The sequence below is a fragment of the Rhodoplanes azumiensis genome (assembly GCF_042682915.1).
Lineage (GTDB): Bacteria > Pseudomonadota > Alphaproteobacteria > Rhizobiales > Xanthobacteraceae > Rhodoplanes > Rhodoplanes azumiensis.
In genome coordinates this window covers 302293-328283 of record NZ_JBHUIW010000002.1, presented here as the reverse complement: position 1 = coordinate 328283, position 25991 = coordinate 302293, and the positions used below count along the sequence as shown (strand labels likewise).

At 70.7% G+C, this 25991-nt stretch carries 23 protein-coding genes and 1 pseudogene; 12 read left to right on the top strand and 12 right to left on the bottom strand.

Annotation, left to right across the window (positions count from 1 at the left end; genetic code table 11):
* Window positions 1-219: 219 nt before the first annotated feature.
* Window positions 220-1104: a cyclase family protein gene (locus tag ACFSOX_RS03310; RefSeq protein ID WP_378476359.1), complete on the bottom strand. Its 885-nt coding sequence runs from the start codon at window positions 1102-1104 to the stop codon at window positions 220-222.
* Window positions 1105-1258: 154 nt separating this feature from the next.
* Here ACFSOX_RS03310 and ACFSOX_RS03305 point away from each other — a divergent pair, with 154 nt between their 5' ends.
* Window positions 1259-2119 carry a tetratricopeptide repeat protein gene (locus ACFSOX_RS03305; RefSeq protein ID WP_378476358.1) on the top strand — a complete coding sequence of 287 codons (861 nt, stop codon included), beginning with the start codon at window positions 1259-1261 and terminating at the stop codon, window positions 2117-2119.
* Window positions 2120-2304: 185 nt separating this feature from the next.
* On the top strand, window positions 2305-4188 hold the full coding sequence (locus ACFSOX_RS03300) for an ABC-F family ATP-binding cassette domain-containing protein (protein ID WP_378476357.1): 1884 nt from the start codon (window positions 2305-2307) through the stop codon (window positions 4186-4188).
* Window positions 4189-4239: 51 nt separating this feature from the next.
* On the opposite strand, the gene ACFSOX_RS03295 is transcribed toward ACFSOX_RS03300, so the two are convergent.
* Window positions 4240-4533, bottom strand: a complete 294-nt coding sequence (locus ACFSOX_RS03295; protein WP_378476356.1) for a type II toxin-antitoxin system RelE/ParE family toxin — start codon at window positions 4531-4533, stop codon at window positions 4240-4242.
* Window positions 4530-4757, bottom strand: a complete 228-nt coding sequence (locus ACFSOX_RS03290) for a hypothetical protein (protein WP_378476355.1) — start codon at window positions 4755-4757, stop codon at window positions 4530-4532. Before ACFSOX_RS03290 ends, ACFSOX_RS03295 begins: the two co-directional genes overlap by 4 nt.
* A 130-nt stretch (window positions 4758-4887) precedes the next feature.
* Between ACFSOX_RS03290 and ACFSOX_RS03285 the strand changes: the two genes are divergently transcribed.
* The 5 genes from ACFSOX_RS03285 to speB all read left to right on the top strand — a co-directional run bounded on the left by ACFSOX_RS03285 (window position 4888) and on the right by speB (window position 10100).
* Window positions 4888-5736, top strand: a complete 849-nt coding sequence (locus tag ACFSOX_RS03285) for an RMD1 family protein (protein ID WP_378476354.1) — start codon at window positions 4888-4890, stop codon at window positions 5734-5736.
* A 173-nt stretch (window positions 5737-5909) separates the two neighbouring features.
* Complete coding sequence (locus ACFSOX_RS03280; RefSeq protein WP_378476353.1) at window positions 5910-6449, top strand: GNAT family N-acetyltransferase; 540 nt, start codon at window positions 5910-5912, stop codon at window positions 6447-6449.
* Between the two features lie 203 nt (window positions 6450-6652).
* Window positions 6653-8392 (top strand): patatin, encoded by a 1740-nt coding sequence (locus tag ACFSOX_RS03275; protein WP_378476352.1) that lies wholly within the window; start codon window positions 6653-6655, stop codon window positions 8390-8392.
* Window positions 8393-8596: 204 nt separating this feature from the next.
* On the top strand, window positions 8597-9160 hold the full coding sequence (locus tag ACFSOX_RS03270; RefSeq protein ID WP_378476351.1) for a pyruvoyl-dependent arginine decarboxylase: 564 nt from the start codon (window positions 8597-8599) through the stop codon (window positions 9158-9160).
* A gap of 16 nt (window positions 9161-9176) precedes the next feature.
* Window positions 9177-10100, top strand: coding sequence for an agmatinase (gene speB, locus ACFSOX_RS03265; protein ID WP_378476350.1), 924 nt, complete (start codon window positions 9177-9179; stop codon window positions 10098-10100).
* Between the two features lie 104 nt (window positions 10101-10204).
* Here speB and ACFSOX_RS03260 read toward each other — a convergent pair whose 3' ends face one another.
* The 6 genes from ACFSOX_RS03260 to ACFSOX_RS03235 form a co-directional block, all read right to left on the bottom strand.
* Window positions 10205-11929 carry a S10 family peptidase gene (locus ACFSOX_RS03260; protein WP_378476349.1) on the bottom strand — a complete coding sequence of 575 codons (1725 nt, stop codon included), beginning with the start codon at window positions 11927-11929 and terminating at the stop codon, window positions 10205-10207.
* 211 nt (window positions 11930-12140) lie between these two features.
* Window positions 12141-12689 (bottom strand): hypothetical protein, encoded by a 549-nt coding sequence (locus tag ACFSOX_RS03255; protein ID WP_378476348.1) that lies wholly within the window; start codon window positions 12687-12689, stop codon window positions 12141-12143.
* A gap of 331 nt (window positions 12690-13020) precedes the next feature.
* Window positions 13021-13473, bottom strand: coding sequence for a DNA polymerase III subunit chi (locus ACFSOX_RS03250; protein WP_378476347.1), 453 nt, complete (start codon window positions 13471-13473; stop codon window positions 13021-13023).
* A gap of 74 nt (window positions 13474-13547) precedes the next feature.
* Window positions 13548-13742, bottom strand: a complete 195-nt coding sequence (locus tag ACFSOX_RS03245) for a type II toxin-antitoxin system HicA family toxin (RefSeq protein WP_378476346.1) — start codon at window positions 13740-13742, stop codon at window positions 13548-13550.
* Window positions 13739-14077, bottom strand: a complete 339-nt coding sequence (locus ACFSOX_RS03240) for a DUF1902 domain-containing protein (RefSeq protein ID WP_378476345.1) — start codon at window positions 14075-14077, stop codon at window positions 13739-13741. Before ACFSOX_RS03240 ends, ACFSOX_RS03245 begins: the two co-directional genes overlap by 4 nt.
* Window positions 14078-14104: 27 nt before the next feature.
* Window positions 14105-15598, bottom strand: a complete 1494-nt coding sequence (locus ACFSOX_RS03235; protein WP_378476344.1) for a leucyl aminopeptidase — start codon at window positions 15596-15598, stop codon at window positions 14105-14107.
* A 503-nt stretch (window positions 15599-16101) separates the two neighbouring features.
* Between ACFSOX_RS03235 and lptG the strand changes: the two genes are divergently transcribed.
* The 5 genes and pseudogenes from lptG to rsmA all read left to right on the top strand — a co-directional run.
* A complete protein-coding gene (lptG, locus tag ACFSOX_RS03230; protein WP_378476343.1) occupies window positions 16102-17196 on the top strand; it encodes an LPS export ABC transporter permease LptG in 1095 nt (364 codons plus the stop codon).
* Window positions 17196-19676 (top strand): LPS-assembly protein LptD, encoded by a 2481-nt coding sequence (locus ACFSOX_RS03225; RefSeq protein ID WP_378476342.1) that lies wholly within the window; start codon window positions 17196-17198, stop codon window positions 19674-19676. The genes lptG and ACFSOX_RS03225 overlap by 1 nt, the downstream gene beginning before the upstream one ends.
* Window positions 19677-19887: 211 nt before the next feature.
* Window positions 19888-20826 (top strand): peptidylprolyl isomerase, encoded by a 939-nt coding sequence (locus ACFSOX_RS03220; RefSeq protein WP_378476341.1) that lies wholly within the window; start codon window positions 19888-19890, stop codon window positions 20824-20826.
* On the top strand, window positions 20823-21884 hold the full coding sequence (pdxA, locus tag ACFSOX_RS03215; RefSeq protein ID WP_378476340.1) for a 4-hydroxythreonine-4-phosphate dehydrogenase PdxA: 1062 nt from the start codon (window positions 20823-20825) through the stop codon (window positions 21882-21884). Before ACFSOX_RS03220 ends, pdxA begins: the two co-directional genes overlap by 4 nt.
* 24 nt (window positions 21885-21908) lie before the next feature.
* Window positions 21909-22814 (top strand): annotated as a pseudogene (gene rsmA, locus ACFSOX_RS03210) (16S rRNA (adenine(1518)-N(6)/adenine(1519)-N(6))-dimethyltransferase RsmA); the annotation flags it as partial.
* Between the two features lie 76 nt (window positions 22815-22890).
* On the opposite strand, the gene gmk reads toward rsmA, so the two are convergent.
* The 3 genes from gmk to mltG all read right to left on the bottom strand — a co-directional run bounded on the left by gmk (window position 22891) and on the right by mltG (window position 25890).
* Window positions 22891-23511 carry a guanylate kinase gene (gene gmk, locus ACFSOX_RS03205; RefSeq protein WP_378476426.1) on the bottom strand — a complete coding sequence of 207 codons (621 nt, stop codon included), beginning with the start codon at window positions 23509-23511 and terminating at the stop codon, window positions 22891-22893.
* 85 nt (window positions 23512-23596) lie between these two features.
* Window positions 23597-24484 (bottom strand): YicC/YloC family endoribonuclease, encoded by an 888-nt coding sequence (locus ACFSOX_RS03200; protein ID WP_378476339.1) that lies wholly within the window; start codon window positions 24482-24484, stop codon window positions 23597-23599.
* Window positions 24485-24627: 143 nt separating this feature from the next.
* Window positions 24628-25890, bottom strand: a complete 1263-nt coding sequence (mltG, locus tag ACFSOX_RS03195; protein ID WP_378476338.1) for an endolytic transglycosylase MltG — start codon at window positions 25888-25890, stop codon at window positions 24628-24630.
* Window positions 25891-25991: the final 101 nt, after the last annotated feature.

Here is a 25991-nt window from a genome sequence, read left to right as displayed (position 1 = left end):
GGTGCGCGATGCTGCGATGCCCAGCGGGCGGTTCGAAAGAACCGCCCGCCTTTTTTCTGTTCGGACCTTCGCGGTTCGAAAGAACCGCCCGCCTTTCTTCGTGCGCATCGGGTTACGCGCGCCGGGTTTGTTCGCTCGACTGTACGGTCGTATATTCGCCACGCGGCGCTCGGATCGGATGGGCGGCGATACGCGCGAGAATCACGTCCGGCGACGTGATCAGACCAGCGCGAACAGACGCACCGGGGCGCCGGTCGCCTCCTCGATCTTGGGCAGGCCGACGACCAGCGTCGCCCCGACGGCCGGCGCCTGCTCCAGATTGGCGACATTCTCGAGGCCCCAGCGGCCGGCCGGCAGCCACGCTTTGTGAGTCTTGAAGTCCTTCGAGGGGCCATGGTCGAGCGACAGCGTGTCGACCGCGAGCCCGACGACCTCGCGCTCCTTCAGGAGCCACTCCGCCGCCTCCGGCGCGATGCCGGGAAAGTGCAGCGTGCCGTCGACGTCACGCCCGATGAAGCGGGCCGGATCGGTGAGCGCGAGCTTGCCGAAGCCCGAATGCATGGCGACGCAGCAGCCGCGCGGCAACCGGCCGTGCTTGGCCTCCCACGCATCGAGATCGGCCCGCGACATCAGATAGTCCGCCTCGTCGGAAGCCTTCTCGACGACGTCGACGACGGCGAGCGGCACCACCAGCGTCTCGGTCCTGATCTGGTCGACGCTCGCGCCCGTCTCGGCGAAATGAACCGGCGCGTCGATATGCGTGCCGGCGTGCTCGATGAGCTTCCAGACATACATGTTGTAGCCGTCCTTGGCGAAATCGGCGCGCTGCTCCAGCTCGATCCCGGCGGTGTCGAAGAAGGTCGGGAACTTCGGCCCGAGCGTGTGCGAGAGATCGATCACCCGGGTGAAGCTGGTCGGCATCCCGGGCGTCGGTGCGGGCGCGGGCGCGGCCGGCGCGGCGGCGGGGGGAGCGCGCTGCGCCAGGACCGAGGCCGGCGCGATCGCCGTCGCGGCGAAGCCGGCCGCCGTCGCTCCGGCGCGGCCGAAGAAGCCGCGGCGCGACAGCCCGGCCGTCACGGCCTCCATGCATCCCGGAACGCACATCGACACCTCCTCGGTTGCGTGTGGTGCGCACTCTACACGAAGGCCGGTGCGCCTTCGAACATCCTGCCGGCCGCCTTGCCGGCCCCTGCCGGCGGTCGTAGTCTCGTTTCGCCGCACGGCAAGGCACATCGGACGGACGCTCGGCGACATCCCCATGACGACACGCCATCGCCTTCTCGCCACCGCCTGCATTGGCCTCGTTGCGCTGGTCGGTGCGCCGGTCGCCGACGCCCGCGCCCAGTCGGCGGATCTCGTGCTGTGCGACCGCATCGCCGCCGATCCGAGCGATCCCGACAAGCCGGCCGACGTGAAGGGCGTCGCCGAGATCGCGGCCGGCGACGTGGCGACGGCGATCAAGTTCTGCAAGGTCGCGGCGGCAGGATCGCGGCGCGCCCAATATGCGCTCGGCCGCGCCTATGCGGCGAATCGCCAGCCGGCCGAGGCCGCGGCGGCGTTCCGCCGCGCCGCCGACAAGGGCAGCTCCGCCGCGATGGTCGAGCTCGGCCTCCTCTATGCCACCGGCACGGGCGTGGCCAAGAACGACGAGCAGGCGCGAAAACTGTTCGAGAAGGCGGCCGAGGCCGGCAATCCGCGCGGCGTGACCAATCTGGCGGCGCTGTCGGGCGGCGCCGGCGTCGGCGCGGGTGCGGCCGGAGCCGATCCGGCACGCCAGCGCGCCCTGCTCGCGAAGGCGGCCGACGCCGGCAACCCGGAGGCGCAGTACCAGCTCGGCCTGCTGCTCGCGGCAGGCCAGGGCGGCGCCCCGGACGCGGCCGGCGCCCGCGCCCTGTTCGAGAAGGCGGCGGCCCAGGACCACGCGGCGGCGCTGGAGCGTGCCGGCTTCTTCGCGGCCGAGGGCCTGGGCGGCGACAAGGACACGACCGCCGCCAAGGCCTATTACGAGCGCGCCGTGGCCCTCGGCAATGCCGACGCCAAGCCGGCCCTGGAGCGGCTGCGCTGCCCGCACGTGATCAAGAACAAGCAGGGCCAGGTGATGACCACGCTGTGCTGGTGAGCGGCTGACGGTCGTTCCGGGGCGCGGACCGTCAGGTCCGCGAGCCCGGAATCCATCCCCCCCATCAGTGACTCACGACCGCAGGGCGTATGGATCCCGGGCTCGCTGCTGCGCCGCGCCTCGGGACGACCGGCGAAACGGGCACACGCCCCCTGCCCGCTCCGAAAATCCGTGTATAAGGCGGCATGCTCGTCATCACCGACCTCACGGTCCGGATCGCCGGACGCCTTCTCGTCGACCGCGCCTCGGTGCAGGTTCCCGCCGGCGCGCGCGTCGGCCTCGTCGGCCGCAACGGCACCGGCAAGTCGACTCTGTTCCGCACCATCACGGGCCAGCACCACGCCGACACGGGCGAGATCGGCGTGCCGGCCCGCACCGTCATCGGCACCCTGCCCCAGGAGGCGCCGAACGGACCGCAGCCGCTGATCGACATCGTGCTGGCCGCCCACACCGAGCGCACCGCGCTGCTCGCCGAGGCCGAGACCGCGACCGACCCGCACCGCATCGCCGAGCTGCACACGCGCCTCGCCGACATCGGCGCCCATTCGGCGCCGGCGCGGGCCGCCGCGATCCTGCACGGGCTCGGCTTCTCGCACGACGACCAGAAGCGGCCGGTGAGCGAGTTCTCGGGGGGCTGGCGCATGCGCGTCGCGCTCGCCGCGGTGCTGTTCCGCGAACCCGACGTGCTGCTGCTCGACGAGCCGACCAACTATCTCGATCTCGAGGGCACGCTGTGGCTCGAGGAGCATATCGCCCGCTATCCGCACACGGTCGTGGTGATCAGCCACGACCGCGACCTGCTCGACAACGCGGTCGATTCGATCCTGCATCTGGAGAACGGCAAGCTCACCTTCTATCGCGGCAACTACTCGACCTTCGAGAAGACGCGGGCCGAGCGCCTGCTGCTCGACCAGAAGCTCGCCAAGAAGCAGGAGGCGCAACGCGACCGCCTCACCGCCTTCGTCGAGCGCTTCCGCGCCAAGGCGACCAAGGCGCGGCAGGCGCAGTCGCGCCTGAAGATGCTGCAGCGGCTCGGGCCGGCGCCGGCGCGCATCGCCGACGAGGTGCGCGAGATCGTGCTGCCGGCGCCGCAACGATTGTTGTCGCCGCCCATCATCGCGGTCGACGACGTGTCGGTCGGCTACGAGCCCGGCAAGCCGATCCTCAAGCGGGTGACGTTGCGCATCGACAACGACGACCGCATCGCGCTTCTCGGCGCCAACGGCAACGGCAAGTCGACGCTCGTCAAGCTGATCGCCGGCAAGATCGGCGCCATGGACGGCCGCGTCACCCGCGCCGACAAGCTCGACGTCGGCTACTTCGCCCAGCATCAGCTCGACGAGCTCGACGAGGGCGCGAGCGTCTACACGCATGTCCGCCGGCTGATGCCGGACGCGGCGGAGAGCGCCGTGCGGGCCAAGGCCGGCGCCATCGGCTTTTCCGAAGGCGCCGCCGACACGCTGGTGGGCAAGCTCTCGGGCGGCGAGAAGGCACGCCTGCTGCTCGGGCTGGCGACCTTCCACGCACCGCAACTGTTGCTGCTCGACGAGCCGACCAATCACCTCGACATCGACAGCCGCGCCGCCCTGATCGACGCCATCAACGAGTTCCCCGGCGCCGTCGTGATGGTGTCGCACGATCGTTATCTGCTCGACGCCTGCGCCGACCGGTTGTGGCTCGTCGCGAACGGCGGGGTCGCGCCGTTCGAGGGCGATCTCGACGACTACCGGCGGATGATCCTCGCCGGCGACGACGAGACCGACCGGCGCAGCGACAAGGCCGACAGGACGCCGTCGCGCACGGACCAACGTCGCGCCGCCGCCGAGAAGCGCGCCGAGCTGGCGCCGCTGCGCAAGAAGATCGCCACGCTGGAGAAGCAGATCGAGACGCTGCACCAGCACATCGCCAAGCTCGACGCGGCGCTCGCCGACCCCGCGCTCTACGCCCGCGACGCCGCCAAGGCCGCCGGCCTCGCCAAGGAGCGGGCCGACGCCGCGAGCACGCTCGCGACCGCCGAGGACGAGTGGCTGACGCTGTCGTCGCAATACGAGGAGGCGATGGCGGGGTGAGGCGGGACTCGGTGACGGAGATGCGGAAGGTCCGCCCCTCCTGGCAGCCCCTCAGCCGTCCTCGTGCTCACGACGCCGGGCGGGATGCCTGACGGTGAGGACCACGATGTCCCCGGTCGCCCCATGGACGCTGTAATAGATCAGATACGGGAACTTCCGGGTGACCAGCTTCCGGACGCCGGCCACGGATTGCCGGCGTCCGGCCCGAGGAAACAGAGCCAGCGTCCGGATGCTGTCGAGAATGGCGTCACGCACGCGAAGCGCAGCCGGCGGGTCGTGAGACCGGATGTATTCCGCAATGCCCGAGAGGTCGGCGACCGCGCGGCGCGTGTAGCGGATCGTCATCCCTCGAAGCGGCGGAACGCGGAAGCGACCTCGGCATCCGTCGCGAACTCGCCGCGATCGGCCTGCGCGAGCCCCTCGCGGACGGATGGCCCGTCGGCGGGATCGATCGGCTCGGGCGGTCGGTCGTCGGCGAGGATGTCGAGCATGACGCGGGCGAGCTCGTCCTGCGCGTCCGGCGGCAGGGCCCGGGCGGCCTCGACGGCCTGATCGAAAAGCTTCGTCATGACCGAATTATAGGGCTCTTTCGACGATCCGGACAACCGGCAACTCCCCGACGGTGAACCGGCCGTAGAGGCCGAGCCGTCGCCCCGATCGCCCACCTCCCTGTCATCCCTGGCCTGCTATACTGCGGTCATGGCTGATCGTTCTCCGCTTCCCGTCGCCTCGCCGGCCGCCCCCATGGCGGTGCCGGCGACGCGCGCCCGCCTCACCGCCCGCACCCTGCTGCTCGGCGACCGCATCGACACGGCCGGGCTGGAGCGCAGCGACCTCGTCTCGACGACGCCGCTCGCCTTCCGGACCGGCGCGAGCGGCTACGCCGTGCTGTTCCGCTACGGCGTCGCCGTGCTGATCGGCCTGTCGCCCGTCGAGGAGGACGAGCTGGTGCGGGCGCTCGGCCCCCGCCTCGCCGGCCAATACGAGACGATCGAGGACGAATCGACCGTCGTCGAGATCGCCCCCGACCAGGACGACCAGGTGGTGCCGGGCGGCCCGGTGGCGATCCGTGCCCTCACCCCGCCGCGGATTCTCGTCATCGCCGACGTGCTCGCCAAGAACGCCGCGCTGGCGCGCGACGAGCGCGAGGTCGGCACGGTCCTGGAGGTGATGGAGCCGTTCGCGGCAGCGCTCGCCCGCACCGGCCGCACCCCCTCGGGCCGGCGCCAGATGCTGCGCACCATCGGCCAGGCCCTGCAGGTGCAGCACCGCCTCGCCGGCCGCGTCGAGATCGAGGACAAGCCCGACATCCTGTGGGACCAGCCGGAGTTCGAGCGGCTGTGGCTGCGCCTCGCCGACGAGTACGAGCTGAAGGAGCGCGCCACCTCGCTCGCCCGCAAGCTCGAGGTGATCGACGACACGGCGCGCGCCATCACCGACATCATCGACACCCAGCGCAGCGTTCGGCTGGAGGCGACCATCGTTCTGCTGATCGTCGTCGAGGTTCTGGTGACGTTCTACGAGCTGTTCGTCCGCGGCGGCCATTGAGCCGGCTTTCGCCGGCCGCGCGTCCGGTCAGCCCCGCGCCTGCGGGGACGACGACCGACCGGGCGAAGCGCCGGCGGCCGCCCGGCCGAGCGCCACGCTCCTCGCACTGCACAACCCGGTCGTGCGCAACCCCCTCTTCCTGTCGCCGGAGTCGATGCTATGACGGCCGGGCTATGCATGATTCGATCACCCTGCGGGACCAGACCGACGCCGACCGCGACGCCGTGCGCGCCGTCGTCACCGCCGCCTATCGCGGTCTCCCGATCGCCTCGGGCACCGAGCCGGCCATCATGGACGCCCTGTGGGCGAGCGGCGGCGCCGTCGTCGCCCTGGTGGCCGAGGATTTTTCCGGCCTGGTCGGCCAAGCGGCCTTCTCGGCCGTGCAGATCTTCGGCCCCGGCTTCCGCATCAACGGCAACGGGACGAACGGCGGCTGGGTGGCGCTCGGCCCCCTGTCGGTGCGGCCCGACCGGCAGCGCGCCGGCGTCGGCTCCGCGCTGATCCAGGAAGGCTTCACCCGGCTGAAGGTCCGCGGCGCCGCCGGCTGCATCGTGGTCGGCGACCCGGCCTATTACGGTCGCCACGGGTTCCGCCGCCCCGCCGGCCTGCACGTCCCCGGTGTCCCCGACCGCTACGTCCTCGCCGTGGCGTTCCGCGACGCCCCCCCGCCCGCCGGGACGGTCGAGTATCACGAGGCCTTCTCGGCGACGTGAGGGGTCGGCGCCCCGCGAGCGCCGTCGCGGACGCGATCGAGCGGTCGTTCTCGGCGACGAAAACGTGAGTTGCGCGCACGGTTGTAGGAGAATTTACTTAAACCCCTGGTGTCTCTTCGGGCTCGTCGCGGGGGGGGGTGCGAATGTCGGAACGTGTGTCCCGAGGGCCGTCCGGGCGCCCCTGTTTCGAGATCGGGCTCGTCATGGCCGGCGCCATCTCGGCCGGCGCCTACACGGCCGGGGCGATCGACTTCCTGATCGAGGCCCTGGACGACTACACGACCGAGAAGGCCCGTCCCGGCTGGACCGGCCCCACCCACGACGTGTTCGTCCCGGTCATCGGCGGCGCCTCCGCGGGCGGCATGACGGCCGGCTTGACCGCGCTGTCGCTGTTCCGCGAGCTGTCTCATGTCCGTCCGGGCGAACCGCCTCCGAAGCCCGAGGAGAACCGGCTGTATTCGAGCTGGGTCGACGACATCTCGATGAATCGCCTGCTGGAGGTGACCGATCTCAGTCGCGGCCGTGAGATGAACGGCGTCATGTCCGCGCTCTGCTGCGACGTGCTCGACGAGATTCTCGACGATGCGTTCGAGCTGACGAAGCAGGAGCGGTCGCGGCCGTGGGTCGGCGGCCCGCACGGTGACGCCCTCAAGGTGATCCTGACCGTCTCCAACCTGCGAGGCGTGCCCTATGCGTTCCGGTTGCTCGGGGACGCCGGTGCCGCCTACGGGATGCTGAACCATGCGGACTATGTCGAATTCGACGTGTCGCCCGGCAGCGGCGGAACCAGTCACGTCGATCCGCTCGATCTCGCCAATGCCCCGTCCTCGTTCAAGGCGGCTTGCCTGGCCACCGGAGCCTTTCCGATCGGGCTCGCGCCGCGTCTGCTGACGCAGCGCTACGGCGCCTATGCGCACGGGCATCGCGTCGTCTACCGTGACAAGACCGGCCAGTTTCATCCCATCCCGCCGGAGAAGTGCCTGAGCGAGGACGCCGACTACACCTTCGTCGCGGTCGACGGCGGGATGATCGACAACGAGCCGTTCGAGCTGGTGCGGCGCGCGCTCTCGGGCGGCCCCGCGCATTCGAACGAGCGCGCCGGTGTCGATGCGACCAAGGCCGTCCTGCTGATCGATCCGTTCCCGAACACGCCGAAGCTTCCCGCGCTCCGCAAGCTCCCGAACGGTCAACCCGACCGCTCGCTCCTCGGGACACTGAAGACGCTGCTGCCGACGCTCGTCGGTCAGGCCCGCTTCAAGCCCGACGAGCTCGCACCGATCCTCGACGAGAACGTATACTCCCGCTTCGTCATCGCACCGTCGCGGAACGAAAAAGGATCCGATCTGGCGATCGCCTGCGGCGCCCTCGGCGGCTTCGGCGGCTTTCTCCACCACAGCTTCCGCCGCCACGACTATCTGCTCGGACGGCGCAACGCGCAGGCTTTCCTGCGGTGGACGTTCGGCCTGCCCGAGACGAACCCGCTGTTCGAAGAGTTCGACGCGAGCCGCCGCCCCGACTGGTACGTCACGGGACCGAAGAAAGCGTCGGACGGCGGCAACGGCGAGCGCCAGCTCGAGATCAAGTCGTTCGCCGTCTCGGACGAACCGGGCTCGCCGGAGGAGAAGGGCCTGCCGATCATTCCCCTGACCGAGAGGATGAAGGCTCCGATCGAGATCGAGGACGCCGATCGGCCGCGTCCCGAGCAGGTCGATCTCGATCAGCTGCGCCTGCTGATCGACCGACGGGCCGGGCATGTGCTCCAGACTCTCGCCGACCGTGATCTCGCGCCTTACCTGTCGCGATCTCCGCTGGTCGGGTGGATCCTCCGCAAGGCCGCCGTCGCCTACGGCCGACGCATCGTCACCAATGCAGGGCTCGAGCAGATCAAGGCATCTCTGGATCAGATCAAGAAGGCCTTTTCCGTCATCGAGGGGAAACGGTAACGGGACGACCGATCCGTCGATCGCCCGGCGTCCTCCGGCCCATCAGGAGCAGAACGGCATCCCCACCTTCCGAATGGAACGCGCGTTGTCGATGGGCTGTCATCGTGATCTCCTACACGGGCGGCACGACCGGTCCGGCCTCCGCCGGACCGGACCCGGCACCCCGCCGGGCCATGCCGGCACGGCCGGCCCCGAGGAGGCGCGATGTTTCCGGTTCCGACGCAAGTGTTTCTCACCCGCGGCGTGGGCGTCCACAGGCAGCCGCTCACCGCCTTCGAGTATGCGCTGCGCGACGCCGACATCGAGCAGCAGAACCTCGTCACCGTGTCGTCGATCCTGCCGCCGCGCTGCCGGCTCATCTCGCGCGAAGAGGGTGTGCCGACGCTCGCCCCCGGCGAGATCACGTTCTGCGTGATGGCGCGGGCCGACACCAACGAGCCGGGCCGCCGCATCGTCGCGTCGATCGGCCTCGCCCGCCCGAAGGACCAGACCGTCTACGGCTACATCTCCGAGCACCACGGCTACGGCATGACCGAGCACCAGGCCGCCGACTATGTCGAGGATCTCGCCGCCACCATGCTGGCCTCGACGCTCGGCATCGAGTTCGACCCCAACGCCGCCTGGGACGAGCGCCGCAAGCTCTACGAGACCACCGACCTGATCGTCGACACGCTGTCGATGACGGCGGCGGCGACCGGCGCCGACTCCGGCGAGTGGACCTGCGCGGTCGCCTGCGCGGTGTTCCGCTTCGCGCCGCTCGCGGCGTGAGGCAGCGGAGCGCCGCATGAGCCTCTCGCCCGCCACCTTCGCGCTGCCCGCCACCTTTCTGGGCCTCGCCGCCTACGACCGGGCGGCGACCTTCTGCGTCGCCGGCATCCCGCTCGACGTCGGCACGACGAACCGCTCCGGCGCCCGCGACGGTCCGGCGGCGATCCGACGCGCGAGCCGCATGCTGGTCGACGGCGCCCACCCGGTGCACCGCATCGAGCCGGCCACCATGCCGGTCGCCGACATCGGCGACTTCTCCATCGCGCTCGGCGACATCGGAAAGAGCCTCGACCTGATCGAGCGCCAGGCCGCCGCGGTCGGCCACCTGATCGCGCTCGGCGGCGAGCACGGCATCACGTTGCCGCTCCTGCGCGCGCTTTCGAAGCGCACCGGGCCGCTCGCGCTCGTCCATTTCGATGCGCATGTCGACACCTGGCCGGACAATTTCGGCCAGCGTTACGCCCACGGCTCGGTGTTCTTCCACGCCATCGAGGAAGGCCTGGTCGACCCGCGGAAGACCATCCAGATCGGCATCCGCTCGCCGATGGGCACCGACGTCCACGACTGGACGCTGTCTCGCGGCGTCCGCATCATCCCGGCCGAGGCCGTGCACGAGACGGGGCCGGCGGCCGTCGCCGAGCAGATCCGCGCCGTGGTCGGCGACGGGCCGACCTATCTCTCGGTCGACGTCGACGTGCTCGATCCCGCCTTCGCGCCCGGCACCGGGACGCCCGAGATCGGCGGGCTCGCGAGCTGGCAGCTCCTCGCCGTGCTGCGCCGGCTCGGCGACCTGGACTTCCGCGGCATGGACGTCGTCGAGGTGGCGCCCGCCTACGACGTCGCCGAGATCACGGCGCTGGCCGCCGCCACGGTCGCCTGGGAGTACCTGGCCCTGATGGGGACCAAGGGGCCACTCCGTAGAGTGGGCAAAGCGCCGTAGGGTGGGCAAAGGTGCGCCGAAGGCGCAGCGTGCCCACGCGGTCGCGACCCGCGAGGATGAACGGCGTGGGCACGGCGCTCACGCGCCTTTGCCGACCCTACTCGCTACTTGCTGCCCGCCCCCAGCGCCGCGCGAAAGAACGCCTCGGCGTCCTGGCGGAAGGCTTTTCGCGACACGTCCTCCGAATAGAACATGTGGCCGCCGCGATAGACCTTCAGGGCGAGGCGATCGGCCTCGCCGTAGACCGGGAGCTGGCCGAGAATCTGCTTGGTGGCGAAATACGGCGTGACGAGATCGCTCGCCCCGTGGACGACCAGGATGCGGGCGGCGCGATCGGCCGACAGGATGGTGCGCACCTCGTCCACCACGTCGGGCGGCGCCCGGCCGCGGCCCCAGTTCCACTGCCCGTTCACCTCGCCGCTGAGGAGCTGATAGGGCTGATCGTGGCTCCATTTCAGCGGGCCGCGATAGAGCGCGGTGATCGCCGCGGTGAGCGGCGCCTTGGTCGAATCGAGCACCGGGTCGGGAAACTGGGTACGGGCCGCCGACGGGCTCGGGTCGAAGGCCGTGACGGTCGCGTCGTAGGCGCTGCCGACCAGGCCCTGGTGGCGGAACAGCTCGCGCTGGAACGTGCGGGTGTCGATCCGGCCGGCGAGCCGGCGCACCAGCGCCGGATCGAGCCCGGTCAGCGCCGCGACACGAGCCGAGAGGCGCTCGACCGCCTCGCCGTCGCGCTCGCCCTTGAGGAGATCGGCCAGATAGTCGGTCGCGGCGTAGTGCTCGGCCTCGGCGAGCGCGGCGGGCGAGAAGGTGCCGCGCGCCTCCAGGGCCGCCGCCGCCATCGACGGCAGAGCATAGGTCCAGGTCGCGGGCAGATGGCGGCGCTGGGCGAGCGTCGCGAAGTCGAGCACCGGCGAGATCAGGACGAGGCCGCGCACCCCGACGCCCTGGTCGGAGGCGAGCGCGCGGGCGAGCTTCGGCACCCGGAAGCCGCCGTAGCTCTCGCCGACGAGAAACGTCGGGGCACTGCGCCGTCCGGTCTGGTCGATCCATTTGCGCAGGACCACGGCGAGCGCCTCGGCGTCGCCGTCGACCGACCAGAACTGCTTCCGCGCCGGCTCGCCGCCGACGATCCGGCTGAAGCCGGTGCCGGGCGGATCGACGAAGACGAGATCGGTGAAGTCGAGCCAGGTCTCGGCGTTCGGCACCAGCGCGGGCGGGGTCGAGACGGAGGCGCCGTCGAGCGGCAGCCGCCACGGGCCGACGGCGCCGATGTTGAGATAGGCCGAGGCGGCGCCGGGGCCGCCGTTGAACAGGAACGTGAGCGGGCGCGCGCCGGCGGGCGTGCCGGCGGGCGGCGCCATCGTGAAGGCGACGTAGCCGACCTCGGCGCGCAGCGGTCCGCCTTCCCCCTCGAACAGCGGGATCGACCCGGCCGTCGCCCGGAAACGCAAGGTGCGGCCGCCGAGGTCGAGCGTGTGCTCGGTGGTCGAATCGGTCGGCAGCCGGCGGACACTGGCGTCTCGCTCCGGCCGCGAGTCGGGCCGGGCGTCGGCGCGTCCCTCGGTCCGCGGCGCCGTGTCGCCCCCCGGGCGGCTCTCGGCGGGGCGGCTTTCGGCCTGTCCGCCCGGTCGCTCGCCGTGCTGCACCCGGCCGTCCGGCGCCCGCCCCCCCTCGCGGAGGCCGACCCGACCGTCCGCGCGTTCCGCCTCTTGGGCCGGCGTCGCAGCGCCGCTGCCGACGACCACCAGGGCGGCCAGAACGGCGGCGATCGCAAGGTTGGCGCGCTCAAGATTACGGGCGGGCAGACGCGGCAAGGGTCGGGTCATGAACGTCTCCGGTCCGGAGGCGAGAGGGCATCGATGCGAGCGAGCGGGACGCGCGGCAGCGGCACGGCACCGGTGCTCCGACGACCCCCCCGTCCGGGCCGGAGGGACCACCGCCGGGGGCATGCGCCGCGATGCCGCCATGGTCGGCGGCGCGTCGGACGGTGCCGCAGCCGGCCGCCGTGGCAGCCGTGTCGAATCGGATATCCGACGGTCAGCTCGCCGTCCGCCGGGCCGGCTTGCCGCGCGCCGGCTTCTCGGGCGCCGGCGGCTCCGGCCCGCGCTCGATCATGGTGAGGCGGCCGTTGGTGAAGTGGTAGATGCCGGACCGCTCGGTCGTGGCATAGGTCATCACCACGGTGCGCTCGCCGCGCTGGTTGGCGCCGATCTGGGTCGAGCCCGGCGGCCCGATCACCTGGACGACCTCGCATTCGGTCATGTCGAGACCGACGCCCCGCATGGCCGTCGCGCCCGGCTCACCGCTCGACGAGACCGCCCCGGCGCACATGCCCTGAGCGTCCACCAGATCGCCGGGAGAGACCGGCCGGTTGGTATTGACGGCGGACTTGGCGAATTCGCCGGTCGGCGTCGGCATCAGGCTGCTGGCCGACGGCAGGAGTTTCACGTCGGCGACCTCCGGCATGCTCGAGCAGCCGGCGGCGGCCGCGGCGACCGATGCGGCCAGCACGGCCGCGACCGAGCGCGCGCGCCGTGCGCGACGCATCGATCGGATGGCGTCCTGAACGAATGCTGCGTGACGCATGGGGGCCCCCTCCCCGAACTGTCCCTCGACCGGCCCGGTCTCGCCGAGCGCCCGGTGTCGCTCAACGCCCGGTGTCGCCCAGCGCTCGGTGTCGCCCAGCGCTCGGTGTCGCCCAGCGCTCGGTTTCGCCGCGTGCCCGATGCCGCCGACCGCGACGGCGTCCCGGGCTGGCCACCGAACCGGGCGCGACCCGGCGGCCGCGTCGTGTTTCGACTGGAAACACCACGCGTTCAAGCCTGCTTTTGCGTCGGCAAGATGGCACGAGAATGGCTCGCGGCCGTGTGGAGACGGCCGTCCGCACGCGACGCGGGAGACGCGAATGCGGGTGACGTCAACCGCGCTTCTGCCAGCGGCCGCGCTCGTCGCACTGCCAGTAGGTCACGTCGAACCCTTCAGCCTTCTTCTCGCGCCAGATGACGCGCGCCTCGGCCAGCGCCTCCTCGTCCTCGCCGTCGAACATGACGACGATCCGGTCGTAGGTCGCGGCGTCGGCCGGCATCGGGGCGCGCTCGACCAGGAACCGGACATTGGCGCGGTTCGGGTTGTGGTCCCGCACGGTGATCAGCACCGGATGCTCGGCGGCGAGCCCGTCGCGATCGGTGCCGTGCGGCAGGAAGGACTCGTCCCGGTAGGTCCACAGATGCGCGTCGAGCGCCTCGACCCGCTCGTCCGAGGAAACCTGCACGACCACCCGCCAGCCGCGCTCCAGCGACTTCTCCAGGAGCGATGGCAGCACCGACTCCGGCGGGCGGCGCTGCAGATGATAGAAAAGAAGCTCGGTCATTGCGGCTCGCGAGGCAGTGGACCGTAGGTCATGAACCGAGAACTTTCGCTATCCGTCGATCCGCCGACCAGACATCAGAACGCTTTCGGCAGTCCGGCGTCCTTCATGATCTTGTTGGCGGTGTGTCGGGAGTCGATGTTTACCGGGACCGTGAACGGCTTGTCGTTGACGGGGCTGTACCAGATCTCATGATCGCCGCGCCCTTGCCGCAAGAGATAGCAGCCGGCGGCGCGAAGCTTTTCGCGAACGAGCCGGCCGAACCCCCTCACCGAATCCCACCCAGATGGGCATGCGTTTCCGCTCGGGCGACGACCTCGATCGGGACGTCGCCGGTTTCCAATCCGAACTCACCTGCGGCCTCGACCTCGAGAAGATCCACGACAGCGCCTGGCAGCTTCTCGATGAGGGCCTCGAGGGTCGCACCCTCGACATTGAGCCCGTGGAGGTTGCTCTCCTCCACGAACCACACCCGGGCCTCTCGATCGAAGCCGGCCGTCACCTTCACCGTCTGTTCCGCCATCGCAGATCCTCCGACCGAGACGAATCTATGCTCGGGATGCGGGCCCGGAAAGGCGATCGAGAACGAATCGCCGATCTGGAACAACCCTCTAAAACTGATCTCCTAACCCCATCACGGCTCGTAGAAATCCGCGACGAAGCGGTCGAGCAGGCGGACGCCCCAGCCGGAGCTCCAGCTCTTGTTGATCTCGGTCTGCGGCGAGCCGAGCGCCGTGCCGGCGATGTCGAGATGCGCCCACGGCGTCTTGCCGACGAAGCGCTGCAGGAACTGCGCCGCCGTCACCGAGCCGCCGTAGCGGCCGCCCGTGTTCTTCATGTCGGCGACCTTCGAATCGATCAGCTTGTCGTATTCGGGCGCGAGCGGCATGCGCCACACCCGCTCGGCCGTGGCGAGACCGGCTTTCGTGAGGTTTTCCGCGAGCTTGTCGTCGTTTGCGAAGAGCCCGGCATGCTCCTGTCCGAGCGCCACCATGATGGCGCCGGTGAGCGTCGCCAGATCGATCATCACCTGCGGCTTGTACTTGGTGACGACGTGATGGAGCACGTCGGCGAGCACCAGCCGGCCCTCGGCGTCGGTGTTGATGATCTCGACCGTCTGGCCCGACATGGTGGTGACGATGTCGCCCGGCCGCTGGGCGGCGCCGTCCGGCATGTTCTCGACGAGACCGATGGCACCGATGGCGTTGACCTTGGCCTTGCGGGCGGCGAGCGCGTGCATGAGCCCGACCACGCAGGCGGCACCCGCCATGTCGCCCTTCATGTCCTCCATGCCGGCCGCCGGCTTGATCGAGATGCCGCCGGTGTCGAAGCACACGCCCTTGCCGACGAAGGCGATCGGCTTGTCGGTCGGCTTGCCGCCGTTCCAGCGCATGATCACCACGCGGCTCTCGTGCGCCGAGCCCTGCCCGACGCCGAGCAGCGCGTTCATGCCGAGCCGCTTCATGGCCCGCACGTCGAGGATCTCGACCCCGACCCGGAGCTTGCGCAGCTCCGCGGCGCGCTCGGCGAAGGCGACCGGAAACAACACGTTGGGCGGCTCGTTGACGAGGTCGCGGGCGAGCACGACGCCGTCCGCCACGGCCTCGCGTGCGGCCGCGAATCGGCGCGCCGCAGCCGGATCCTTGACCGCCACCGTGAGCGTGACGGCCTTCTTGGGCACCTCGTCGTCCTTCTTCTTGGTCTTGTAGCGGTCGAACGTGTAGGCGCGCAGCCGCGCCCCCAGCGCGACGTCCGCCGCCGTCTCGGCGTCCATGGCGCCGGTCGAGAGCTCCGCGACAATCGTCACCTCGGCGGCCGACCCGACCTTGCCGAAGGCGGCACCGCCGAGCTTCACGGGATCGTTCGGGGTCCAATCCTTGGGCTTGCCGAGCCCGACCACCACCAGCCGGTCGACGGCGAGGTCGGGCGGCGCGACGATGTCGAGGGCGGCGCCGAGCTTGCCCTTGAAGTTGTCCACCGCGGCCGCCCGGGTCACCAGGGCCGCCGTCTTGCCGAGAATCGCCCGGGTCTGCGGACCCATCCGAAGCCCGTCGTCGCAGAACACGACCAGGACGCCCTTGGCCGGCGGCGCGAACGTCCCGAACCTGATCCGAAATCCCTCAGACATTCCAGCTATCCTCTTGATCGAGCGGCCCCGCCTCTGTGGCACGGACGCCACGGTTCCGGCAATTCCCCCGTCGCGGTAGTGACCCGTGACCGAAAGCTTGGCATAGCATTGGAGGGGCTCCCTCGGTCACTCTTGGTTAACCACCCCGAGGAGCTGTCCAGGGTGCAGGCAGGAGGACGGCCTTTTTGTCGACAGATCGGCCCGCCAATCTCGTGTATCCTGGACCCTCGCGGCCGACCGCCGGAGGGTGGACGATCGCAGGCGTGTCGGCCAACGTGACGGCCAGCGTGACGGCTCGGGGGAGCCGGGGATGTGGGGGAAGTGGTGACGTCGACCGGTCGCAGCGGATCACGGCCGCGCGGACGCTCTTGGCGAGCGCCGGCGGTCGTTGTTGCGCGCAAGGTCGTCGTTGCGCGCGTGTTCGCCCTGCACCCGCCCCCCATCGGCTTTGGTCAGCCCGGCGGGCCGGTGTGCCCGCCGACCGGACAGTGAGAGCGTAGCGAATGGTGGCGGGTCGCCTCTCGCGCTATTTCGGCCGGCGCTTCCTCGGCGCCTCTCTCACCGTGTTCGTCGGTGTGTTCGGGCTCGTCCTCCTGGTCGACTACATCGAGCTGATGCGGCGCAGCGCCGGCGAGGCCAACGCCTCCGCCCTGCTCGCGGCCGGCATCTCGGTGACGCGCGTCCCGCAGATCATGGAACGCATCATGCCGTTCGCCGTCCTGGTGGGCGCCATGCTGTGCTATCTCAACCTGTCGCGCCGGCTGGAGCTGGTCGTCGCCCGTTCGGCCGGCATGTCGGCCTGGCAGTTCGTCGCGCCGGCCGTGATCGCCGCGCTGCTCGTCGGGGTCATCGCGACGACCGTCTACAACCCGATCGCCGCCACCCTGCAGGAGCAGTCGAAGCGGCTCGAGGACAAGGCGTTCAACAACGCCGCCCAGTCCGGCCTGCAGGCGACCGGCACTGGCTTCTGGGTGCGCCAGCGCAGCGTCGACGGGCAGTCGATCATCAACGCCGCGTCGAGCACCGACCAGGGCGTGCGGCTCGGCGGCGTCACCGTCTTCATGTACGACCTCGCCGGCCGGTTCGTGGAGCGGATCGAGGCCAAGGTCGCGGTTCTCGAGGAGGGGTACTGGCGGCTCGTCGAGGCGCGGCGCTATCCTGTCGACGCGCCCCCCGAGCGGCTCGCCGATCACCGGCTCAAGACCAACCTCACCCTCGCCCAGGTGCGCGAGACCTTCGCGACGCCGGAGACGGTGTCGTTCTGGGATCTGCCCTTCTTCATCGAGATGGCCGATCATGCGGGGCTCGCCGCGGCCGGCTACCGGCTGCAGTACCAGAAGCTGATCTCGCGCCCCGCCCTGCTCGCCGCCATGGTGCTGGTGGCGGCCGCCTTCTCGCTCCGCTTCTTCCGCTTCGGCGGCGTCCAGAACATGGTGCTGAGCGGCATCGTCGCCGGCTTCCTGCTGTACGTTCTGTCCAAGGTGACGGAGGATCTGAGCAAGGCCGAGCTGATGCATCCGGCGGCGGCCGCCTGGCTACCCGTGCTGATCGGCGTGCTCACCGGCCTCGTGCCGCTGCTGTACCAGGAGGATGGTTGATGCCCGTCGTGCGTCCGACCGCCTCCCTGTCGATCGCCGTGCGGCAGCGCACGCGGCGTTTCGCCGCGGCGGTCGCGTTCGGCGTGCTCGGCGGCGTCGTGCCGGCGCTCGACGTCACGCCGGCGAGCGCCCAGACGCTCGACTTCCGCACCCAGGTCCGCCCGTCGGTGCCCAAGCCCGGCCCGAGCGCCGACCCGCAGATGCTCGTCCAGGCGGGCGAGATCCAGTACGACTACACGAACGAGCGCGTGGTCGCCGCCGGCAACGTGCAGATCTACTACAAGGGCTCGTCGATCGAGGCCGACCGGGTCGTCTACGACCAGAAGACCAAGCATCTGCAGGCCGAGGGCAACGTCCGGCTGACCGAGCCGGACGGCAAGATCACCTACGGCACGATGCTCGACCTGACCGACGACTATCGCGACGGCTTCATCGATTCGCTGCGCATCGAGACGCCCGACCAGACGCGCTTCGCGGCGGCACGCGGCCAGCGGTCGGCCGGCAACTACACGGTCTTCGAGAGCGGCGTCTACACGGCCTGCGAGCCCTGCAAGGACAATCCGAAGAAGCCGCCGCTGTGGCAGGTGAAGGCGGCGCGGATCATCCACAATCAATCCGAGAAGATGGTCTACTTCGAGGACGCGAAGATCGAGTTCTTCGGCGTCCCGCTCGCCTACATGCCGTACTTCTCGGCGCCCGACCCGACCGTGAAACGCAAGAGCGGCTTCCTGATGCCGCTCGCCACCACCAGCACGGTGTACGGCTACGGACTGGAGACGCCCTACTACTTCGCGCTCGCGCCGAACTACGACCTGACGGTCTCGCCCCGGGTGATGACCAAGCAGGGCCTCTTGATGCAGGGCGAGTGGCGCCACCGCCTCGAGGACGGCTACTACTCGATCCGCGCCTCCGGCATCTATCAAGCCGACAAGGATTATTTCTACCGCACCTACAACAGCACGACGACGCCGGGCTTCCGCGACTTCCGCGGCAGCATCGAGACGACCGGCCGCTTCAACCTGTCGCCGCGCTGGACCTGGGGCTTCGACGGCATCCTGGTCAGCGACGAGAGCTACTTCAACGACTACAAGATCAAGTCGCTGCAGAGCCGCACCGGCAGCGAGTTCTTCAGCAACCTGACCGAGGGCGTGTCGCAGATCTTCCTGTCCGGCCGCGGCGACCGCAGCTATTTCGACATCCGCGCCCTGCACTTCTACGGCTTCTCGGAGCAGGACGTTCAGAAAACACTGCCGATCGTCCACCCGGTGATGGACTACAACACGGTCCTGAACCAGATGGTGTTCGGTGGCGAGCTGAGCTATCGCGCCAACCTGACGAGCCTGTCGCGCCAGACCGCCGAATACAACGCGATCAGCCAGACCGCCTACAACAACGGCACCTGCTCGACCTCGGCCGACACCGCCAAGACCGCCAAGGACTGCCTGCTGCGCGGCATCCCGGGCACCTATTCGCGCTTCTCGAGCGAGGTCGACTGGCGCTCGCGCTACGTCGACTCCTTCGGCAACGTGTTCATCCCGTTCGCCTCGCTGCGGGCCGACGCGGCGCAGGTCCACGTGAATTCCGACCCGAGCGTCGGCAACTTCATCCAGACCGGCGACTCCTCCGACCTGCGCGTGATGCCGACGGTCGGCCTCGAATACCGGCTCCCCCTCGTCTCGGTGCAGTCGTGGGGCACCCAGACGCTCGAACCGATCGCCCAGGTGATCGCCCGCCCGAACGAGTCGAGCATCGGCAAGCTGCCGAACGAGGACGCCCAGAGCCTGATCTTCGACGACTCCAACCTGTTCCGGGTCGACAAGTTCTCGGGCTGGGACCGCGTCGAAGGCGGTGGCCGCGTCAATTACGGGCTGCAATACACCGCCCAGGTGAACGGGGCCGGCGCCGTCAACATGCTGGTCGGCCAGTCCTATCACCTGTTCGGGACGAACTCCTTCGCGGTCGGCGACACCGCCAATACGGGCCTCGACTCCGGCCTCGACAAGCGCGCCTCCGACTACGTCGCCCGCTTCGCCTACACGCCCAACCGGATCTTCAGCCTGATCTCGCGCTACCGCTTCGACCAGTCGGACTTCACGCTGCAACGCCTGGAGATCGAGGGCACGATGGCGGTCGACCGCTGGAACGTGTCGCTGATGTACGGCAACTACGCGGCACAGCCCGAGCTCGGCTTCCTGGAGCGCCGCGAAGGCGTGCTCGGCAGCGGCTCCTACAAGATCGACGCCAACTGGCTGATCAACGGCGCCGCCCGCTACGACATCGAGCACAACAAGCTCAGCCAGACCCGCGTCGGCCTCGGCTACATGGACGACTGCTTCCTGATCGGGCTGAACTACATCACCGACTACCAGTACAGCGGCAACGTCACCTCCAACCACACGGTGATGCTGCAGATCGGTCTTCGCACGATCGGCTCGACGTCGAGCTCGTCGACGTCCACCTCGACGATCGGAACACAATAATTTCGCCCATATCGGTTTCTAAGCCTCGGACGGTACGATGCCGCCCGGCGGCGGTGCAGCGTCGGGGCGGCGCGATCGGGGCGGCGCGATCGGGGCGGCCCGCTTCCGGCTCGACCGGTGCCAGGGGCGACCGGCGCGCGCTTCGAACGGCGCCGGATCGACCGGGTCCGCCGCGGACGGAAATCGGAAACGACATCGGATGGACGGTGCCATGGTTCGTGCGCGACGGAACTCCGCTCTCGGTGCCCTGTTCGGCGCCGCCGCGATCGTGCTGTCGATCGGCGCTGCGGCGCCCGCCGCCGCCCAGAACGTCATCGTGATGGTGAACGGCTCGCCGATCACCTCGTTCGACATCGAGCAGCGTCAGAAGTTCACCATGCTGGTCACCCGCAAGGCGGCGAGCCGCGAGGAGGTGATCGAGGAGCTGATCGACGAGCGGATCAAGATCGACGCCGCCCGCCGCTTCACCATGAACATCACCGATTCCGACGTCGATTCCTCCTACGCCGACATGGCGCAGCGGATGCGGATGTCGCCCGAGCAGCTCACCGCCACCCTGGCGCAGAACGGCATCCAGCCCGGAACCCTGAAGTCGCGCATCCGCGCCGACATCATCTGGCAGCAGATCGTCCGCGGAAAGTTCCAGTCGAGCTTCCAGTTCCGCGACCGCGACGTGCTCGCCGCCGCCGAGGCCAGGCAGAAGGGCGGCGAGCCGCTCTCCGACAAGATCGCGGCGACCGAATACGTGCTGCGGCCGATCCTGTTCGTGGTGCCGAAGGGCGGCTCCGTCGAGGCCCGCCGGCGCGACGCCGAGGCGCTGCGGGCGCGCTTCGAGAACTGCGACACGGGCCTGCCCTTCGCCCGCCATCTGCGCGACGTCGCGGTGCGCGAGCAGATCGTCAAGACCTCGACCGACCTGCCGCCGGCGCTGCGCGAGATCCTCGACAAGACCGGCGTCGGCCGGCTGACCAGCCCGGAGACCACGTCGAACGGCATCGAGATGTTCGCGGTCTGCATCAAGCGCGACACCAAGGTCGACGCGCCGTTCCTCAAGGAGGTCCGGCAGCAGATGTTCGCCGAGACGTTCCAGGCGAAATCCAAGAAGTACCTCGCAGAGCTGCGGCGCGGCGCCATGATCGAGCGGAAATGAGCCGCGCCGGCCCACCGCTCGCCCTCACGCTCGGCGAGCCGGCCGGGATCGGGCCCGACATCAGCCTCCTCGCTTGGCAGCGCCGCGACGTCGCCGCCCTGCCCGCCTTCGCCCTGCTCGCGACGCCCGAGCTGATGAGGACACGCGCCGAGGCGCTCGGGCTTGCCGTCCCGGTGGAACGGGTCGGCTTCGGCGACGCAGCCGCGGTGTTTCCGCGCGCGCTCCCCGTCGTCGATCTCGGCCTTCCGGTCACGGCGGCCCCCGGCACGCCCGACGCCACCAGCGCCTCCGCCGCCATCGCCGCCATCGACCGCGCCGTCGCCGCCGTCACGACCGGCGAGGCGGCGGCGATCGTCACCAATCCGATCGCCAAGCACGTGCTCTACGCGGCCGGCTTCCGCCAGCCGGGTCACACCGAGTATCTGGCCGAGCTCGCCGGCCGCCGCGCCGGTGCAGCACCGGGAGGGGCGCCGAGAGAGGCGCCGCCGCGCCCCGTGATGATGCTGTGGTCGCCGACGCTGGCGGTCGTGCCGGTCACCATCCATGTCGCGCTGGCGCGGGTGCCGGACCTCCTGACCCGCGAGCTGATCGTCGCGACCGGACGCATCGTCGCGCGCGACCTCGTCGCGCGGTTCGGGATCGCGCGGCCGCGCCTCGCCGTCGCCGGCCTCGACCCACATGCCGGCGAGGGCGGCAGCATCGGAACGGCGGATCGCGACGTGGTGGCGCCGGCCGTCGCGGCGCTGGTCGCCGCCGGCATCGCGGCCCGCGGCCCTCTGCCGGCCGACACCCTGTTCCACGCCGCGGCGCGCAAGACCTACGACGCGGCGCTGTGCATGTATCACGACCAGGCGCTGATCCCGATCAAGACGCTGGCCTTCCACGACGCCGTCAACGTGACGCTCGGCCTGCCCTTCGTGCGCACCTCGCCCGACCACGGCACCGCCTTCGACATCGCCGGCACCGGCACGGCCGATCCGTCGAGCCTGATCGCCGCGCTGCGGCTCGCCGCCCGGCTCGCCGGCCCCGGGCGCACCGCGCGGGCGGCGGTCGCATGAGCGTCGACCGATGATCGGCTTGCGATGAGCGCCATCGACGACCTGCCGCCGCTGCGCGAGGTGATCCGCCGGCACGACCTCTCGGCCAAGAAATCGCTCGGCCAGAATTTCCTGCTCGACCTCAACCTGACCGCCCGCATCGCCCGCGCCGCCGGCCCGCTCGCCGGCGTCACCGTGGTCGAGGTCGGCCCCGGACCGGGCGGGCTCACCCGGGCGCTGCTCGCCGAAGGCGCCGGCCGGGTGGTGGCGATCGAGCGCGACGCCCGCGCCGTCGCGGCACTCGCGGAGGTCTCGGCGCGCTATCCGGGCCGGCTTCGGGTGATCGAGGGCGACGCGCTGGCGATCGATCCGGCGACGCTGCTCGACGGCCCGGAGGCGGCCGGCGCGGAGCTGGGCGGCGCGGACACGACCGGCACGGGCGGCGGCCCGGTCCGCATCGTCGCCAACCTGCCCTACAACATCGCGACCGTGCTGCTGATCGGCTGGCTGTCGGCCGAGCCGTGGCCGCCGTGGTTCGACCGGCTGGTGCTGATGTTCCAGCGCGAGGTCGCCGAGCGCATCGTCGCCCCGGTCGGCGGCAAGAGCTACGGCCGGCTCGCCGTGCTGGCGCAGTGGCGGTGCGAGACGAGAATGCTGTTCGACATCGCGCCCTCCGCCTTCGTGCCGCCCCCCAAGGTGACGTCGACGGTCGTGCAGCTGGTGCCGCGCCCAGACCCCCAGCCCTGCCGGCTCGCCGCCCTCGAACGGGTGACGGCCGCGGCCTTCGGCCAGCGCCGGAAGATGCTGCGGCAATCGCTCAAGGCACTGGCGCCCGAGCCGCTGCCGCTGATCGCGGCGGCCGGCCTCGACCCGACCGCGCGGGCCGAGACCGTGCCGGTCGATGGGTTCGTGGCGCTCGCGCAGGCGCTCGACCGGATGGCCGCCGAGCGGGCCGCCGGCCCGGTCGCGACGCTCGGCTCCGACGAGACCGTGCCGCACACCCGGATCGACCGTGACCCGGAAGTCGCTACGTCGTGATCTGCTTCAGCCCGTCCAGGAGCCCACCGACGAACCGCTCCATGTCGTCGCGGTGGACGCGCTTGAGGCGTTCGGCCGTGAGGATCGACCGGAGCCGCGCGAAGCTCTTGCCGAGATCGCGATTGATCAGCACGTAGTCGTATTCCGGCCAGTGGGCGATCTCTTCGGCGGCGTTCTTCAGCCGCCGGTTGATGATGTCGTGCGAGTCCTCGGCGCGCCGTTCCAGCCGCGCTTTCAGCTCGGCCGCCGAGGGCGGCAGCACGAACACGCTGACGACGTCGTCGCGCATCGCCTCGTAGAGCTGGCGGGTGCCCTGCCAGTCGATGTCGAACAGCACGTCGCGGCCGGCGGCGAGCGCCTGCTCGACCGGCTCGCGCGGCGTGCCGTAGCAGTTGCCGTGCACCTCGGCCCATTCGAGCAGCTCGCCGGAGTCGCGCATGATGTCGAACCGGCGGCGCGGGATGAAATGATAATGCACGCCGTCGATCTCGCTCGGCCGCCGCGTCCGCGTCGTCACCGAGACCGACAGCGTGATGTGCGTCTCGGTCTCGATCAGGTTGCGGGTCAGCGTCGTCTTGCCGGCGCCCGACGGCGACGACACCACCAACATGATGCCGCGCCGCGCGATCGTGGCGGTCGTTCCCGCCCCCGTCGCGCCTTCCCCCGTCGTGCTCGCCCCCTCGGCCGGCATCGCCCTACTCCAGGTTCTGCACCTGCTCGCGGAACTGCTCGACCACGCTCTTCAGCTCGAGACCGATATTGGTGAGCTCGAGGTCGTTGGACTTCGAGCACACCGTGTTGGCCTCCCGGTTGAGCTCCTGCGACAGGAAATCGAGACGGCGGCCGACCGCACCGCCCTTGGCGATCAGGCTCTTGGCCTGCGCCACATGCGCCACCAGGCGGTCGAGCTCCTCGCGCACGTCGGCCTTGGAGGCGATCAGGATCGCCTCCTGGTGCAGGCGGTCGGCGTCGAACCGCTCGTTGGCCTCGAGCAGCGCCGCGATCTGGTCGGCGAGGCGCTGGCGGATCGCCTCCGCCTTGCGGCCGGGCGCCGCCTCGGCGCGCGCCACCAGGCCCGTGATCTCGTCGAGCCGCTGGCCGAGCAAGCGACCGAGCGCCGCGCCCTCGTGCCGGCGCATGGTGGCGAGCCCGTCGAGCGCCTGCGCGAAGCCGGCGACCAGCGCGGTCTCGGCGGCGCGGCGGTCGTCCTCGCTCTCGTCGGCCTCGGCGACCTCGACCACCCCCTTCACCGAGAGAATGCCGTCGAGCCGCGGCGGCGCGGCCGTGACGCGGCCTTCGAGGCTCTTGAGCGTATCGAGCACGGCGGCCAGCACCGCCTCGTTGACCCGCACCACCGGCTGGGCGCCGGGGCGGTCGAGCGTCAGATTGGCATAGACGGTGCCGCGCGACAGCACCTCGGCGGCGCGGGCGCGCACCGGCGGCTCGACCGCGTCCCAGCCGGGCGGCAGGCGCAGCCGGACGTCCAGGCCCTTGGCGTTCACCGACTTGATCTCCCAGGCGAAGGAGTACGGCCCGCTGGTGCCGTGGCTGCGGGCGAATCCGGTCATGCTGGAGAGGGCCATGGGCGTGCTCGCGTCGGAGGAACGAGACGGCCGAGCCGCGGCCCGCCGTCGCGACGGCATAGAAGACCGGGCGAGTCCCGACAAGCCGTCCGGGGGCCGGGCTGCTGCCCGGCCAGCGGCGCGCGAGGCGGCGGTGCCGGTCCCTAGCGCGCCGGCGCCTGCGTCCGGCCGGTGGCGGCCGGGTCGGGCCGGCGCGGCGGCGGGGCCGGCCGGGCGGCCGGACCGGCGGGCGCCGGCGCCGCGACGGCGGCGGGCGACGCGGGGGGCGCGGCGGCGGCCTCGCCACGCTGCGCCGCCTCGAGGGCGCGGAGCTTGGTGACGGCGCGCTGGTGCTGGTCGAGCGACTCCGAGAACGTGTGCCCGCCGGTGCCGTCGGCGACGAAGAACAACTCCTTGGTGCGGGCCGGATTGGCGACCGCCTCCAGCGCGGCGCGGCCCGGATTGGCGATCGGCCCGGGCGGCAGGCCGTCGATCACATAGGTGTTGTAGGGGGTCGGCTGCTCGATCTCGCTGCGCATGATCGGCCGCCCCAGCGTGCCTTTGCCGCCGACCAAGCCGTAGATGATGGTCGGGTCGGACTGCAGGCGCATGCGCTGCTTGAGCCGGTTGACGAACACGGCGGCGACGCGGGTGCGCTCCTCCGGCTTGCCGGTCTCCTTCTCGACGATCGAGGCGAGCGTCAGGAGCTGCTCGGGCGTGCGCAGCGGCAGGTCGGCCATCCGGTGGTCCCAGACCTCTTGCAACACCCGGCGCTGGGCCTGCTGCATGCGCTGGATCACCTGATCGCGGGGGGTGCCGCGCACCACCTTGTAGGTCTCCGGCAGCAGCGAGCCCTCGCGCGGGATCTCGCGGATGTTGCCCGACAGGAGATCCGATTCGAGCAGCCGCTGGACGATCTGCTCGGAGGTGAGCCCCTCCGGCACCGTGATGGTGTGCTGCACCACCCGACCCTCGACCAGCGTGTCGATCACGTCGCCCAGCGAGGCCTGCTTCTGGAACAAATACTCGCCCGACTTCAGATCCTCGCGCGCCTTGCGGAACACCACGGCGCCGACGAACGTCCAGGGATGGTCGATGACGCCCTCGCGGACGAGCTGATCGGCGATGTCGCGGATGCCGGCGCCGCGCGGAATCAGGACGCTCTTGTCCTCGGCGAGCGGGCCGGGATCGTCGAGCCGCTGCTTGCCGATCCAGACGGCGCCGCCGACCACGACGGCGACCAGCACCAGGAACGTGAAGATCGCGTTGCCGACGACCACCAGCGGGTGCCGCGCCCGCGCCGAGCGCCGCACCGGCGCCGGAACCCGCTCGGGCTCCAGCGCGGCCCGCGGGCTGCGCGGGGCGATCCGCTTCGTCTCGGCGGAGGACGGTGCGCCCGGACCGGGCGGCATGGCGTTCGAGCTCATCGTGCAGGCAGCTCCGAAACCGGTGGGACCGTTCGAGAACCCGCGACCTCGGCGAGCCTCCCCGGTGGGGCGTGACGATCGAGACGGACAGCCGGGCGGAC

Coding starts and splice junctions, on each gene's coding strand:
- ACFSOX_RS03310 (WP_378476359.1), bottom strand. CDS start 1,104: ATGTGCGTTCCGGGATGCATGGAGGCCGTGACGGCCGGGCTGTCGCGC.
- ACFSOX_RS03305 (WP_378476358.1), top strand. CDS start 1,259: ATGACGACACGCCATCGCCTTCTCGCCACCGCCTGCATTGGCCTCGTT.
- ACFSOX_RS03300 (WP_378476357.1), top strand. CDS start 2,305: ATGCTCGTCATCACCGACCTCACGGTCCGGATCGCCGGACGCCTTCTC.
- ACFSOX_RS03295 (WP_378476356.1), bottom strand. CDS start 4,533: ATGACGATCCGCTACACGCGCCGCGCGGTCGCCGACCTCTCGGGCATT.
- ACFSOX_RS03290 (WP_378476355.1), bottom strand. CDS start 4,757: ATGACGAAGCTTTTCGATCAGGCCGTCGAGGCCGCCCGGGCCCTGCCG.
- ACFSOX_RS03285 (WP_378476354.1), top strand. CDS start 4,888: ATGGCTGATCGTTCTCCGCTTCCCGTCGCCTCGCCGGCCGCCCCCATG.
- ACFSOX_RS03280 (WP_378476353.1), top strand. CDS start 5,910: ATGCATGATTCGATCACCCTGCGGGACCAGACCGACGCCGACCGCGAC.
- ACFSOX_RS03275 (WP_378476352.1), top strand. CDS start 6,653: ATGGCCGGCGCCATCTCGGCCGGCGCCTACACGGCCGGGGCGATCGAC.
- ACFSOX_RS03270 (WP_378476351.1), top strand. CDS start 8,597: ATGTTTCCGGTTCCGACGCAAGTGTTTCTCACCCGCGGCGTGGGCGTC.
- speB (WP_378476350.1), top strand. CDS start 9,177: ATGAGCCTCTCGCCCGCCACCTTCGCGCTGCCCGCCACCTTTCTGGGC.
- ACFSOX_RS03260 (WP_378476349.1), bottom strand. CDS start 11,929: ATGACCCGACCCTTGCCGCGTCTGCCCGCCCGTAATCTTGAGCGCGCC.
- ACFSOX_RS03255 (WP_378476348.1), bottom strand. CDS start 12,689: ATGCGTCACGCAGCATTCGTTCAGGACGCCATCCGATCGATGCGTCGC.
- ACFSOX_RS03250 (WP_378476347.1), bottom strand. CDS start 13,473: ATGACCGAGCTTCTTTTCTATCATCTGCAGCGCCGCCCGCCGGAGTCG.
- ACFSOX_RS03235 (WP_378476344.1), bottom strand. CDS start 15,598: ATGTCTGAGGGATTTCGGATCAGGTTCGGGACGTTCGCGCCGCCGGCC.
- lptG (WP_378476343.1), top strand. CDS start 16,102: ATGGTGGCGGGTCGCCTCTCGCGCTATTTCGGCCGGCGCTTCCTCGGC.
- ACFSOX_RS03225 (WP_378476342.1), top strand. CDS start 17,196: ATGCCCGTCGTGCGTCCGACCGCCTCCCTGTCGATCGCCGTGCGGCAG.
- ACFSOX_RS03220 (WP_378476341.1), top strand. CDS start 19,888: ATGGTTCGTGCGCGACGGAACTCCGCTCTCGGTGCCCTGTTCGGCGCC.
- pdxA (WP_378476340.1), top strand. CDS start 20,823: ATGAGCCGCGCCGGCCCACCGCTCGCCCTCACGCTCGGCGAGCCGGCC.
- gmk (WP_378476426.1), bottom strand. CDS start 23,511: ATGTTGGTGGTGTCGTCGCCGTCGGGCGCCGGCAAGACGACGCTGACC.
- ACFSOX_RS03200 (WP_378476339.1), bottom strand. CDS start 24,484: ATGGCCCTCTCCAGCATGACCGGATTCGCCCGCAGCCACGGCACCAGC.
- mltG (WP_378476338.1), bottom strand. CDS start 25,890: ATGAGCTCGAACGCCATGCCGCCCGGTCCGGGCGCACCGTCCTCCGCC.